13 protein-coding genes are annotated in these 13,543 nt (G+C 37.5%); 3 read left to right on the top strand and 10 right to left on the bottom strand.

The genetic code is table 11. The features are described 5' to 3' along the window. Position 1: 1 nt before the first annotated feature. Together PQ460_RS11550 and PQ460_RS11545 are read right to left on the bottom strand one after the other, a co-directional pair. A complete protein-coding gene (locus PQ460_RS11550; RefSeq protein ID WP_274172786.1) occupies positions 2–574 on the bottom strand; it encodes a hypothetical protein in 573 nt (190 codons plus the stop codon). A 15-nt stretch (positions 575–589) separates the two neighbouring features. Next, positions 590–1,051 (bottom strand): hypothetical protein, encoded by a 462-nt coding sequence (locus PQ460_RS11545; RefSeq protein ID WP_274172785.1) that lies wholly within the window; start codon positions 1,049–1,051, stop codon positions 590–592. A gap of 89 nt (positions 1,052–1,140) precedes the next feature. Between PQ460_RS11545 and PQ460_RS11540 the strand changes: the two genes are divergently transcribed. Continuing rightward, positions 1,141–1,617, top strand: a complete 477-nt coding sequence (locus tag PQ460_RS11540) for a DUF5301 domain-containing protein (RefSeq protein ID WP_274172784.1) — start codon at positions 1,141–1,143, stop codon at positions 1,615–1,617. Positions 1,618–1,691: 74 nt separating this feature from the next. Here PQ460_RS11540 and PQ460_RS11535 read toward each other — a convergent pair whose 3' ends face one another. The 5 genes from PQ460_RS11535 to PQ460_RS11515 form a co-directional block, all read right to left on the bottom strand. Next, positions 1,692–3,686 carry a stalk domain-containing protein gene (locus tag PQ460_RS11535; protein ID WP_274172783.1) on the bottom strand — a complete coding sequence of 665 codons (1,995 nt, stop codon included), beginning with the start codon at positions 3,684–3,686 and terminating at the stop codon, positions 1,692–1,694. A gap of 338 nt (positions 3,687–4,024) precedes the next feature. Beyond that, complete coding sequence (locus tag PQ460_RS11530) at positions 4,025–4,663, bottom strand: NAD(P)-dependent oxidoreductase (protein WP_274172782.1); 639 nt, start codon at positions 4,661–4,663, stop codon at positions 4,025–4,027. Between the two features lie 392 nt (positions 4,664–5,055). After that, on the bottom strand, positions 5,056–6,468 hold the full coding sequence (locus PQ460_RS11525; protein ID WP_274172781.1) for a radical SAM protein: 1,413 nt from the start codon (positions 6,466–6,468) through the stop codon (positions 5,056–5,058). 166 nt (positions 6,469–6,634) lie between these two features. Next, complete coding sequence (locus tag PQ460_RS11520) at positions 6,635–7,444, bottom strand: prolipoprotein diacylglyceryl transferase (protein ID WP_274172780.1); 810 nt, start codon at positions 7,442–7,444, stop codon at positions 6,635–6,637. A gap of 12 nt (positions 7,445–7,456) precedes the next feature. Further along, a complete protein-coding gene (locus tag PQ460_RS11515; protein WP_274172779.1) occupies positions 7,457–7,729 on the bottom strand; it encodes a hypothetical protein in 273 nt (90 codons plus the stop codon). A 221-nt stretch (positions 7,730–7,950) separates the two neighbouring features. On the opposite strand from PQ460_RS11515, the gene PQ460_RS11510 reads away from it, so the two are divergent. After that, positions 7,951–8,769 (top strand): SDR family NAD(P)-dependent oxidoreductase, encoded by an 819-nt coding sequence (locus PQ460_RS11510; protein ID WP_273612539.1) that lies wholly within the window; start codon positions 7,951–7,953, stop codon positions 8,767–8,769. Between the two features lie 163 nt (positions 8,770–8,932). Further along, positions 8,933–9,829: a hypothetical protein gene (locus PQ460_RS11505; RefSeq protein WP_274172778.1), complete on the top strand. Its 897-nt coding sequence runs from the start codon at positions 8,933–8,935 to the stop codon at positions 9,827–9,829. 96 nt (positions 9,830–9,925) lie between these two features. Here PQ460_RS11505 and PQ460_RS11500 read toward each other — a convergent pair whose 3' ends face one another. From PQ460_RS11500 to PQ460_RS11490, 3 genes are all read right to left on the bottom strand, one after another. Beyond that, positions 9,926–10,153, bottom strand: a complete 228-nt coding sequence (locus PQ460_RS11500; protein ID WP_274172777.1) for a DUF896 domain-containing protein — start codon at positions 10,151–10,153, stop codon at positions 9,926–9,928. A 591-nt stretch (positions 10,154–10,744) separates the two neighbouring features. Beyond that, the gene (locus PQ460_RS11495) at positions 10,745–11,956 is read right to left on the bottom strand and encodes an ABC transporter permease (RefSeq protein WP_274172776.1); all 1,212 of its coding nucleotides are present in this window, start codon (positions 11,954–11,956) and stop codon (positions 10,745–10,747) included. Position 11,957: 1 nt separating this feature from the next. Continuing rightward, positions 11,958–13,406 carry an HlyD family secretion protein gene (locus PQ460_RS11490; RefSeq protein WP_274172775.1) on the bottom strand — a complete coding sequence of 483 codons (1,449 nt, stop codon included), beginning with the start codon at positions 13,404–13,406 and terminating at the stop codon, positions 11,958–11,960. Positions 13,407–13,543 lie beyond the last annotated feature (137 nt).

Raw genomic sequence — 13,543 nt, 5'->3', positions numbered from 1 at the left:
GTTAGTTAGAGGTAAAGTGATACTGTATATATTTTTGAGCTAATTCTTGATCTGTGATAGTATCTAACCAATCTGAACGTAACCAAAGAGGAATCTGAATAATACGTTGCAAAGCATGTACAGCTTGTTCGCAGTCTGTAATGGATAGAAGTTGATTTAGGGCATCAATATGTTCACGACCAACAAGTTCTGCAAGAATACTAATATCGGCTTCTTTATCTTCTAATCCATAATCTTCTCTTACTCCATCGGAACACCATATCTGAGCAGTACTTTCAGATCCATCAACAAATACATTCATTTCAAATACATCATCATCAAAGTATCCGATTGCAAGTACAGGAAATGGTAGACAGCTCGATAATTCTTCTGCGAAAGAACTAACTTCTCCCCATACAAAAAAATCATTTAGTACTGAAACCCATCCTTTTTTATATTCTCCGACAACATATATATTTTTTGAAAAATGCCCCATTATTTCTTGATCACGATAAGGATTCACTTCCTGTAAAGCTTTTAACACTTCTTCCAATTGATCCGTCTGAATATGTATATTAGCAAAATGTGTCCCCATGTTCTACCTCCAAATTTAAGATGATGTAGCTAAATAAATGTGATCTAACTCATTATAATAACTGTACTTATCAAATTGAAGTGTAGGTATCTCTTCAAACCATTGTACTGTATCACCGATATTATGATAATCAGATAAAATATCACTAGTGTCTATACCTATACGATTCCACAAAATTTCATTTTCTTGTATAATCACTTCTGCTACTACAACAGTACACCAAAGATCACAATCGTCTGGACACATTAGTATTGGCAGTATCACTACTTCTTTCTTATCTCTATATCGTTGAAGAACTAATTGTTGTTCTGCCTCTGTACTGATCCAATCATAGATAAAAGGAATAAGTCCAAGATAAATTTGATCAGGATAAAGTCTATTTAACCATATATCTAGTTCTAATCCATCAATCAAAATACATGGATGAGGTAGATTGATATATAGACTTTCTTGTATGTTCACTTGTAATGTATTCATATCTAATAATATCCTTTCGTTTACAAAATAATACATTTTATAGTAGACTAAAAAGCTGGTATTGCTATTATGTAAGAAAGGAGAAACAGATGAAGAAATGGGAAAAGTATTTGTTCTTGTCGATTGTAACAGCTCTGATCGTTATCCCTTTAATTGTATATGTAGCTAATCGTAATCATACGTTTGCAGAATTAGTAACTGAACGAATGACAGCTAGCGAACCTGTTGTATCCCTCTCTCTTACAAAATCATCAAGTGAGAAGCAGATAAAAATCAAAGATCCTGTTCAGATTCATCAGATTATGGATAACTTATCTACAACGGAATTAGTCAAAGTCCAGTCACCCCATCTACAAGGTACCTATTCTTATTATATTCATCTTAAAGTCGGAGATAACCGGCATAGTCGGGCACGGTACGGTCTTATTTTGTATAGTAACAATTATATCAGTATTTATGATTTTGAGCGCAACGATAAATATAACGGATTAACCTATCAAATAAAATCTCCTTATTCTATACAACAGATTGATCATTTGTATGCAGCTCTATCCCATAATACATAAGAAAAACAAGCCAACACGAGATTCAATCTAATGTGTTGGCTTGTTTTTATATCGAACCTATATACTGCTTTTATTTAAATACTAAATATTTCATATACAACGCCATCACCAATACCTAGCATATTCAGATAATTTTCACCGATATAAGACCAGATTTCGATCGTATGTCCATTATCTTTAGTGACTGTCTTTTTATCAGGATTTCCCCAGGATAATAATACTTGTCTGCTAGTCATTCCCTCCACAACTTCAGCATTAATAATGCGATTCCATGTTGCTTGTGACCAGTTGTATTTACTACGAATATCGTAATTAAAAAATTGTTCTGTATCTGATAATAGGCTTGTAATCTCTTCACCGGTTAATCGGTCAGATAAATACTCTTTACCTTTACGATCGCCAAATTGGATCACAAATCGTGTTCTATTATAAGCATCTTTTTCTGCGTTAATATCTTTGATCGTTACTTTGCTAAATCGCTCACCAGCTTTATGATAATAATTTACCCAGTACGACTTACCAAGTAGTCTTGTTAAATTGCCAATCTCTTCTTGTTTGATTAACTTTAAAGTTTTATCTGATTGAATCGTAATCGTTGAACCATTTACTTTTATCAGGGCTTGTTGATATTTCGTATCCCAATTCACTTTAGCGTCTTTGGAAAGGCTTGATAATAAGGTGGCTGGAAATACAGTCTGATTTCCAGAAGTTTGAACTTTGCCTTTCATCTTCACTGCTTGATTGTTAACTTGAGCAACTGCACTATTTTTATTTAATACTATGCTAGTAGTTCCCCAGTTAACTTTGAATTGATTGCCATTGACTAGAATCGTACTACCCATCGCTTTGAATACAGTCTGTAAAGGTAGATAGACTGAACCATCGATCATTACTGCGCCTGTTAAAGCTTCTTCTGTTGTTCCATTTAACGGAGATTGAGCTGTTAATGTATCTGTTGTTAAAGTAATCGTAGCATTACCAATTGCTTTTACTTTAATCGTACCATCGCTTAATATTTCCGCAACGGGCGAAGGAGCTACACTCAATTCATTGGCACTAGCCGGACGAGTATTTATAGAGCCGTTGGAATACACTTCCTGAATCTGTGCATTTATTTTATCTCCTACCGAAGCGTTGGTTTTGGATAAAATCAATTTCAACTCGCTAATAGATGGTGCTTGAAGTGGGGTTACTGTTTTGTTAGCATCTTCTACCCAATCGCCGCTTTTAGTTTGAGCATATATTCCGTTAGGTGAATAGACCACTTTCGCAATATTGGCAAGTTCGCTGATCTGTTGAGGGGCAAAGCCATTAGAACGACTATATGACCATACCGATCCATCTTTTTTCACTACCAGTAATGAACGTTTAGATCCTTGCCATTCTATAGATGTTGCATCATTTGCAATGACTTGAGGCGCATCACCAGATAACAGATCAAGCAAAGTCACGCTACCATCACTACGTAGAACAGCTATTGCTATTTCGTCTTGTTTTATCGATACAGCATCAGGATAAGATCCAATTTTACGACCTAGACCATTTTGATAATTGTTATAATATAAAATATCTCCAGATTGCTTGAGTATGGCATACGAATCATTAAATGCATCAAGTAACTTCACGCTGTTCGGTAAAGTATCTGGTTTGCCTGATCCGATCATATCTACTTTGCCATCTTTATGTAATACAATCCCATTGCCCGAGATGTGAGCAACATTATTTATTCCTGCAATCACTTCGATTTGTTGAGTGATATCATCCCATTCCATGGCTTGTCCACTTGTCGTCCAACCATAATATTGATGATTCGATCCTACGCTAATCCCTTCAAATTGATATTCAGAATGCCAGGGTCCTTTCATAGACATCGCCCACATTGAACCATCAGATAATAAGTAATGATCTTTATCAATAACGCTTACAATTTGAAGATTCGAATGATTTGTTTCTGCTGCCGATACCTTTAATATAGGAGAAAACAATGGTGCATTACTCCCCAAAGATATTCCTACTACTAGCGTTGATGATATTACCCATTTAGCCAATGAAATCTTTTTCTCAAGCATGTTATAACCCCTTTTTCTATGTATTTGATGTGTTGTATAAAGCTTATATCTAATGTAAGCCCTCCTTTATATCGGCATATCAGTGAATAATTTGTAATTTAGTTTGAAATACATACGCTATACTTTTATTTGACAAAGGGGTTGAGATGTTTATAATTTTCTTTTTTTATGATTTTGATTTTATTATTGTGAATTTTTCATATGTTGAAATTTTAATTTTAATAGTAGTAGGGTTATAAAAATATGAAATATTTTTTGCCGCTTCCCTCGCTATTTTGGGCACAAAAAAAGGACCAAAATAGGATCCTTTTCGTTGTTACTTATTATGTTTTTACTTATTATTCGGTTACAAAAACACCTTGTTGATGGTACACAGAAGTATGAAGTTGATCAATCATAAAATCAGCTAGATTAGCACGAGATAGCTTTTTCTTACTGGAAGTTCCTTTATTGATGTGTGGCTCATGGATATAAGTTCCTGTTTTCGCTCCTGATGTTAGAATCGGAGGTTGAACTGATATCCAGTCCAGCCCACTGCTGGCTAGAAAGGCTTCTTTTTCTCGGTGATCTGCGATTAAGTTCTTCATCGCTAGTGGGACAATATATTTGTATAATGCTCCTAATTGAGACGATTCTTTGCGAACACCTATAAAGGAAACATGAATAAATTTGCTGATCTGATTGGCTTGAGCTGCTTTGATAATGTTTTTCGTGGCTTCGGTAAGTACAGGATCTCTTTGAAAAGGAGTCTTCGCTCCTAAAGCTGAGAAAACAGCGTCATATGGATGTGCTTTCATGACCCGATCAATATCATCATAATGGGATAAGTCCCCTTTTTCGATGATCAGCTTGGGATCACTAATAGTTAGCTTTTCCGGATGACGTACCAATGCAGTGACTTGATACCCATGCTCTAACGACTGCTTCACCAGTTCAAGACCTGTTTTGCCTGTGGCTCCAAAAATGATAATATTCATTGATCTCACTCCTTTAGAATGGTATTCATTTTATATTTATTTTTTAGGTTTTACTTTTGTGAATTTTTCATATGTTGAAATTTTTAAATTTACTGTATCGTTGGTTGATCATAGGTTCTAATTTCTTATAATTCTCTAAAGAATCCTGCACATGGTATTCAGTAGGTAACGAACCAGCCAAACAATCGATATAATCTGCTAAATATAGATTATCATCTTTATTTAGATATTGATATCTACACCCTTCTCTTCTACTTCGTTATCACTATTTCCAAATAAAAAACCTAGACTCACTACCAGTGCCATACACACTCATAGTAACTCTAGGTTTTCCCATCAATGATATAACGGACCTTTTTGATCAATGATCATAGTTCTAATTACAGATGATATTAATCCCAAGCTGTAGCGATCTCTTGTTTTCGTTCTTCTAACAGCTTTTCTTTATCATCACGATAAAATAGATTGTACGTATCAAAAGGAATAATGCGCCCATCTGGATGGACAATATGAACACATGATTTTTTGACAGACCGAACATCAAAGTTATAAGCATCTAAAAATTGCATAATAATGACGCGGAATACATTATCATAGTTAATTTCTTTCGGCACTGCTGCAAGAGGTAGACAGCATAACAGACTTTTGAGCGATAGTGCCGAAGAAATCGGCGAGTGACCCGTCGATAACAGCTCAAATAATTTACCACGAATCACCGGATCTTGTTCAAATACAATCGTATTGCTATCCCCTTCTAACAAGATTGAAGGCTCAATCATACGTGTTAATGGTAAAACTTCACGTCCTAATTTGAGTGCATAACCCATTGCCAGACAATCAGGATGACAAGGAACCGGTAAAATATCATCGTCTTGAAATATTTCTGATTGATCGATAATCATTTGTCTGACTTCACTTACGGTTAAGCGATCTGTCGCTGGATCATATCCTTCTAAGCGCCCTGCTGCTTGAATCGGTTGAATAGTGACACCACGAACAGCTTTTTGTTTGAGTCCATATTGAATAATTTTACCGATTTCTGTATCATTTAATCCTTTTTTTAGCGTCACTACCAGAGTGGTCGACAAATTATATTTATTTAGATGACGAATCGCATCTTCTCGTATACGCCTAAGATCAGCACCACGTAGTTCTTTCAATACATCAGCTTCAAAGCTATCAAATTGCAAATAGATTTCAAAGCCTGGCATATACGAAGCTAATCGCTTGGTGAACTCACGATCTTGCGCAATCCGAATCCCATTTGTATTGAGCATAATATGTTGAATTGGACGGCTTTTGCACATATCTAAAATTTCAAAAAATTGTGGATGCGTTGTAGGCTCTCCTCCACTGATCTGTACGATATCCGGTTCGCCTTCATTTTCGACAATCCGATCTAACATAAATGCAATCTGTTCTAGCGAACGATAAGAAGTACGATGAGGTGAAGATTCAGCAAAACAAATAGGACATTGCAGATTACAATGATCGGTAATCTCTAGTAGGGTAAGACAGCTATGTTGCTCATGATCCGGGCATAACCCGCAATCGTATGGGCAACCGTACTTAATCGGTGTGTTCCAGACTAAAGGCATTTCTGAAGGCTTAATAAATTCTCGTGTGCGATGATAATACTCTACATCTTTAGAAATAAGTACTTTTTCAGGCCCATGTACAAGACAACGCTTGAGCATATATATTCGTCCATCTTCTTCAATAATTTTTGCTTCGACTTTGCGGTAACAAGTCGTACAGATACTATTCGTCAATTCATGATATAGATACGGTCGATTTTTAGGCATAATATATCGCTCCTTTTATGGTAGAGATCCTAAAATATATTGACGTAACAAGTATATACAGCATTGTCTGATAGGTTGGTTGTAATCATAATATGTAGAGCTTGGTTAGATTGTAAGTGTAGTGATCATCATTAATTTGCTTTCAATATATTGATCAAATATTACACTATATTGCTTTTACCTGATGAGAATTATTTCTACGTTTGCCCCAGATCAGCCAGCTATAATAAATTAATCCAGCCACACAAGCCAACTGAATATTATTATGTCCCCAGTAAGGATGCAAAGTAGGCTTAATATATTCAATTACAAATCGAAATAACAGATAACTTGCCATAAACCACTGGAACATTCGACCGGATACATAAGAAGTGTACGATGTTGATGTCTGACCTTCAGGCGATAATACAGATAATAGACGACTTTGACGATATAACGGAATCAAGCAGACTGCCAGTACAATTAGAAAAGCAATCTCATATAATTGAGTCGGATGACGCATAACTCCATCACCAAAATTTACACCTGTTATCCATGTTGTTGCTATCCCATACGTATGATCATCCAATCCGGTCAAAAAGCATCCTATTCGCCCTAGCGCCAGACCAAGTATTAGCGGATAGACAAAATCGTCTCCTGTAGAGCTTTTCCAACCGATCCAGCGCTTGGTCAATTCTACACCGATCAGCCCTCCTAACAATCCTCCGACAATCGTTTTGCCACCCCACAACAAGTGAAACTGACGTAATTGTTCCCATGTTGCTACTGGATTTTCGAACCAGAATAATAATTTAGCACCTAACGCCGCTCCGAGAATCGTACCTGCTAATATTTGCAGACTCATCAGCTTGGACATTTCACTAGGTCGACGTGTCCACAAATAGAGACGAAATCCTAAAAAATAACCTAACGATTCAAACAACACATGGGGATGAATACGCCATGACCCTAAATAAAAATAGACAGGAAACTCCATTCAAGCACTCCTTTAGTAAGAATAGATCATCGCTCCACAGATCGCTGCTAACAGTAAAGCCAATGCTCCCACAATCGCCAGTAAAGCTACAACAATTTGCCAGAATGTATTTTTAGGTTGAGGTTGTTGAGGTTCTACAGTGCTTGCGGTAGCAGGTTTATTGCAATACGCACGACAGGTCTGCATCTCAGGGTTATAACATTCATCACATAAGGGCTTTCCACACCGGGTACATTGATGAACCGCTGCACGATCTGGATGATTCATACAATGAAATTCTTCCATTTGAGCACCTCCCTTGTCATTTATTTCTATTGTAAGCGTTGATACTTAATTGAGCCATCAAAAACCTTATAGACTCGCTAAATTTCTAATTTTTATCGATTTGGTGTAGTATTAGTATGTATTTAGCTTCTATATAAATGATTCATTCCTAACAAAATGATTGCCGATACGGTTGATAGGGTAAAATGGTAATGAGACTATTTCAAGGAGGAACCATCGTTATGTCTATTTCACTTAAAAAATTAAAAGATCAAGTTATCGTTATTACAGGTGCTTCAAGTAAAGTTGGTATTGCTACAGCTAAAATGGCAGCAGCTAAAGGCGCAAAAGTTCTACTTACTTCTAAAAATGAAGATGCGCTCCTCCAATTAGCTACAGAACTTCGTGCCAAAGGATATCCAGCAACATGGGTTCCCGCAGATATTGGAAGAGAAGAAGATGTTCACAAGATTGCCGATGCCGCTATTCGTACATTTGGACGTTTTGATACTTGGGTGAACAGCTCTGATGTCTCTTTACTTGGCGATTCTACAGAAGCGACTCAAGACGATATCAAGCGTATGTTCAATATGAATTATCGCGGAATTATTTATAGTTCGAAGATTGCTATCAATCATTTCAAAGAACGTGGCGTTCCTGGCGCATTGATCAATATGAGTGCTGTCTGGAGTGATCGTGGTACAGTGATCCCTGTTCCTTCTTCCGCTTCTAATTTTTCTGTAAAAGAATGGACAGATAATCTAAGAGCAGAGGTTGCTAAAGATAAAGTTCCTGTATCTATTACGCTTCTTCATCCGGGCAAAGCAGTAACTCCATATAACGAAACGATGAAAAAACATAAAGTTATGGTCTATCCAGCAGGTTCTGTTGCTGAAAATATTATCTATGCCGCTCAAAATCCTAAAGAAGATATTCCTGTGTATGTAAAAGAAAGCAAACACCCTATTTTATCTTCTCTTGCTGTTGCAGGTCTTGGTGTTATTGTCTATGCTTCGATCAAGCAAAAAGACCAACCATACCAATCCAAAGATCAAGTGTAATCGATACTTACTGTTTTCTATAAAGTGTAATACCAGTACTTATGTTATTGAAAAAAGACGATCTTCTGTGTATAGAAGATCGTCTTTTTATATTGAAGTGACTCTATAAAATAGCTATAGTAAATGTAATATACAGCTCATTTGAAGTAGAAAGGATTATACAATGACTACGAATAACAACAAATTGTACAAACAAAAATTAAAAATATTGAAAAAGTTATATCATTACCAAAACAGTGATTATGATGCTACACGTCAGGTCATTATTTATCGTGAAGAAGCAGTAACACCAGATGAACGTGAACGATTGCAACAAGACCACTGGAAAATTAACGAGATTATATCGATCGATCATAATACGCTTATTGAATCTATTAGAGTCTGGGGACAAGATGAACAGTTATCGCTAGAACGTGCTAGCGCTGAATTTATAGCGGCTGTAGGTGGCAGTTACCCTCGTGGAATGACAACTTTACATAGTACACTTTTTGCAAAAACCGTACCTGAGCATGATTATCAACCAGCACGTCGCCTGATAGCATGTGGAGTGTGTGGATTTTCAACTTCCAATACAACACCGCATGATGGACATTGGAGTAATATTGCTTCTATACGGAACTCGTTGTATCAAGGTAGACTGTACCATTCCGTAATCGGTGTTTATACCGATCTACAAGAAAGGCTCACCTTACCTGCTGTCTCGCCTACAGAAGAAGATATCAATGTTTTTCGCAATCTACTGCATCATTTGGATCAAGCCCATGAAGATGAGACTCCTGGTTCATATGAGAAGCGTCTTACTGCTGCCAAATTAATCAAAGGAAATGCAGGCACAAGGCGAGATATTTTACAAACGTTAGCAATCGCAGGGATTCTACCTAATTCACAGATATCACTTGACCCGTTAACATGGACTTCATTTGAAGATATGGTAGATCCAGAGGTGAATCTCAACAATACCAAAGGTCGTTCCGATATGGAGATGCCCTGGGCAGCTTGGGAAGGCAAATTAAGAGTCAATTGGGATCAAGCACGTCTATTATTCGGAGCTTATTTATAAAAAGAATAAATATAGAAAAAACCTGCCACTCTTTAAAGTAGGCAGGTTCTTTTGTTAACCAGTAGAATATTCATTATAAATAAAGTCAATCATATCTTAGTGATGTTTACCTTGTTCTTTTTCCATGCGAATTTTATCGGGTGTAACATCATTTCCTAATTCATCCACAACAGTCAAACCTGAGAAAGTACTCAGTACCTGTCCACGGATTTCGCTTAAATATTCTTTACGCAAGACTTGCTGTTCTGCTTTCTCTTCAGCAGTCAGACCTTCTTCACGCTGTTTTTTAGCCAATTCATTAATACGATTCAAACTTACTATCATTTTGTACTCTCTCCTTTCACTTCCTTGTTCCTATTATACACAAACACATGTGATTAGCGAAATTGTATATCTATTGGAAGTATCTGATTCTCTTGATATTAACAATAACCTTTTATCTTAATATTAAGATAAATATAATATACTATATATTTGTTGCTAATACAAGTTTTTGCTTAGAATTGATTAAGTATTACATAAGAACACATACAAAAGCTGATTAAGATACCACTTATACATACAATCGTATTGAAGTATTTCTGATTTTTATGATCTTTGTAAACGTTAAACTGTTTTTGATTACTATAGAACGCTAAATAATTGATTCCTAGCCATAACAAACCCCAACATAATAGGCATATATACCATATAAAATCCAATAAGATTGGCAAAAGCCTGGATAGCTATCACTCTCCATATTACCAACTTGGGATACTCTCTGGTTGCACTCTGTTCTAACATATTATTATTCTCCTTTGTATTTCCCAAACAAAAAAAACACGCGCTACCCTGTTAAGGATGGCGCGTGCTTCGCGTTTGGTCATATAGAATTTTTCTTATTCTACCATGTCTATATTTATGGAGCAAATACTATCAGTATTTTGATTCTACAGTTGTCTGCTCTACTTGGATAACTTCCCCTGCTTGTTGTTCAGACTTTTTGAACGCTAATGGATAAGCAATAAGGGCAATCAATAAGCTGATCAATCCTATCAAGCTAAGTGCCAATATATCTTGCACAATAGCGGACATGCCCTGACCTTTTAGCGTAATAGCTCGTACTGCGTCCAGATAATAAGTTAACGGTAACGCTTTAGCAACCATTTGCAAAAACGTAGGCATCGCTTCTAACGGCCATGTATAACCAGATAACATAAAGGAAGGTACAGCGATAAGCATCAATGTCTGGGTAGCATCGACTTTGGTACGTGAGAACAGACTGAACAAAAATCCCAATCCACATAAGGCTAGATTAAAAGCAATCGAAATGAGAAGAAAAGGCAACAACTGTCCTTTGAATGGAATATGAAATGCAAATGCCGCTATGCTGAATACGGTGATCACATTGACCATTCCTGCTAGAAAATAAGGTGTAAGCTTAGCAATCGCAAGTCTCCACGGGGTATGTCGCCAGTGGTAAAACTGACTCCATGTGCCAAGCTCTTTATCTCTTGTACATGATAAAGCAATACCTAACAATAAACATTGCTGAAGCGCTGTAGAGATAACACCGATTGGCATAAATAATTTGTAATTATACACCGGATTGTATAATACACGTGAACGAAAAGGAATCGTGCTAAAAACAGAATTGGCTTGATCGCTATTCATTCCTTTTTGCTCCAATGCTTTCATTGATGCCCCTGCACTCACACTACTAATGACCTGATTCGCAATTCGACTAGCGCTGTTGGAGTACATTAGATTACTACCATCAATCACTGTCAGTATCGGAACATTTTCACCATGCTTGAGTGACGCTGAAAAGTCATTAGGTATAATCAAGCCTACTTTAAATTGTCCCTCTTCGACTTGCTGGACAATATCATCTTGATTCCAGCTTTGCTTGGTAACCGCAAAGGTATCGGTAGCATCGAACGCTTGAATAATTTGCCGGCTTAATTGCGAATTGTCGCCATCATAGACAACGATCGGAATCTCTGTAATCCGTTCATGTGAATATAAAAATCCAAATAATACAGAATATAAAATCGGTGTAATCAATAAAATAATAATCAGCTTTTTGTCTTTAAGCATCAAGCCCAATTCTTCGCGGAATACTTTTCCTATCGTAAGCCGTTCCATATTACTGAACTCCTTTACCATGGAAAATAACCGTCGAACCTGTAGGTACTGTAGCAGGCAGATTGAGCAATTCTACTTTGACTCCGAATGAACGGATATCTGTATCACCAGAAGTTTGACTTGGTTTTTGAATCGCAAAGTCAGCCGCGGCATCAATGACACTTACTTTTCCTTTAACGACTGTATTTCCAGAAAGTAAAGTCACTTGAACAGGATCACCTACTCGAAGTCCATTCAGATCGGTTTCGGTCACGTAAAATTTCGCCCAGCGTTGGCTAGTAGTCTCCAGTGCATAGACCGGGAAGCCTGCACTTGCCATTTCACCAACATTTAATGACTTGGATTGTATTACTCCATCGACAGAAGCACGCAATACGGTATAGCTAAAATACGTTTGGGCTTCTTGCAAAGCGGCTTTCGCCTGACTCACTTGTGAACGGGCTGCTTTGACTTTGGATTTGGCTTGGGTGAGTGTAGCTGTTGCTTGCTCGATAGCGCCTTGGGCTTGAGCAACAGCACCTTGAGCTTGGGCTACAGCGCCTTGAGCTTGATCAATGCCTGCTGTTGCCGCTTTGACTCCTTCTTGTTGCAAAGCTACTTGCCCTTGTCCGGCTTCCGCTTCTTTTATACTTGCTAATGCTTGTTCATATTGCGCTTGCGCCGCTGCAATTTCTTGTGGACGACTTCCTTTTTGTACTAATTGGAGCTGTTGGACTGCCGCATCATATTTCGCCTGTGCTTGTTTTTGTTCAATAGTGGCTTGATCGAGTGCGGCTTCGGTAGCTAACCCGTTGGTATGTAATTGCTGCACACGTTTGAGACTTTTATTCACAGTTGCCAGTGCTTCTTTGGTTATTTGCATATTCACTTTCGCTTGTTGAATCTCTTCAGGTCTGGCTCCACTTTTGAGCGCTTCCCATTTGGCTTTAGCGGCTTTGGCAGCAGCTTGAGCTTCTTGTAATTTGCTAGAAGCGGTATTCGCTGTCACATCCACTGTCATTTCACCCTGACTTTTTTTCACCTGCGCAGCATTCACTGCGGCTTGGGCTTCGGTCACACTTGCACTCGCTTGTACTTTGCCTGCTTGCGCCTGAGTTACTCCAGCTTGAGCTTGTTCAACACCGGCTTGGGCTTGAGCTACATTAGCATTCGCTGTCTCAACCGCAGCTTGCGCTTGCGCTACTTTATTCTGCAATTCTTTACTTTCAAGACGAGCAATAATCTGCCCTTTTTTCACTTGCTGTCCTTCTTGTACTAACAATTGATCCACTCTACCAGCTACTTTGAAGCTAGCATTAATGACATCTGATTCGACATAAGCAGTTGGCGTAGAAGTTGATGCTTCTGCATTTAATAAATGACCTTGTTTTCCCCATGTAAATACCGCATAAAAGCAAAGCAAGATTGCGATCACAATCACACTGTATATAGCGTATTTTTTAAATTTCATGTAAGACTCCTCCTGTAGATTGTAGTCGTAAAATAAGGTTAACTCGTAAATAAACCAACCTGTCTACGCATAGGTTGGTTAGGATTATTCGCTTGTATAGGGATCTAGATTCCAACGAATAATGAAAAGAATAGCTA

This window comes from Paenibacillus sp. KACC 21273 (genome assembly GCF_028736095.1).
In the GTDB taxonomy this organism is placed as follows: domain Bacteria; phylum Bacillota; class Bacilli; order Paenibacillales; family Paenibacillaceae; genus Saccharibacillus; species Saccharibacillus kyungheensis.
This window is presented reverse-complemented; position numbering and strand designations above follow the sequence as displayed.

Coding starts and splice junctions, on each gene's coding strand:
- PQ460_RS11510 (WP_273612539.1), top strand. CDS start 7,951: ATGTCTATTTCACTTAAAAAATTAAAAGATCAAGTTATCGTTATTACA.
- PQ460_RS11525 (WP_274172781.1), bottom strand. CDS start 6,468: ATGCCTAAAAATCGACCGTATCTATATCATGAATTGACGAATAGTATC.
- PQ460_RS11490 (WP_274172775.1), bottom strand. CDS start 13,406: ATGAAATTTAAAAAATACGCTATATACAGTGTGATTGTGATCGCAATC.
- PQ460_RS11535 (WP_274172783.1), bottom strand. CDS start 3,686: ATGCTTGAGAAAAAGATTTCATTGGCTAAATGGGTAATATCATCAACG.
- PQ460_RS11505 (WP_274172778.1), top strand. CDS start 8,933: ATGACTACGAATAACAACAAATTGTACAAACAAAAATTAAAAATATTG.
- PQ460_RS11495 (WP_274172776.1), bottom strand. CDS start 11,956: ATGGAACGGCTTACGATAGGAAAAGTATTCCGCGAAGAATTGGGCTTG.
- PQ460_RS11520 (WP_274172780.1), bottom strand. CDS start 7,444: ATGGAGTTTCCTGTCTATTTTTATTTAGGGTCATGGCGTATTCATCCC.
- PQ460_RS11500 (WP_274172777.1), bottom strand. CDS start 10,153: ATGATAGTAAGTTTGAATCGTATTAATGAATTGGCTAAAAAACAGCGT.
- PQ460_RS11545 (WP_274172785.1), bottom strand. CDS start 1,051: ATGAATACATTACAAGTGAACATACAAGAAAGTCTATATATCAATCTA.
- PQ460_RS11550 (WP_274172786.1), bottom strand. CDS start 574: ATGGGGACACATTTTGCTAATATACATATTCAGACGGATCAATTGGAA.
- PQ460_RS11515 (WP_274172779.1), bottom strand. CDS start 7,729: ATGGAAGAATTTCATTGTATGAATCATCCAGATCGTGCAGCGGTTCAT.
- PQ460_RS11540 (WP_274172784.1), top strand. CDS start 1,141: ATGAAGAAATGGGAAAAGTATTTGTTCTTGTCGATTGTAACAGCTCTG.
- PQ460_RS11530 (WP_274172782.1), bottom strand. CDS start 4,663: ATGAATATTATCATTTTTGGAGCCACAGGCAAAACAGGTCTTGAACTG.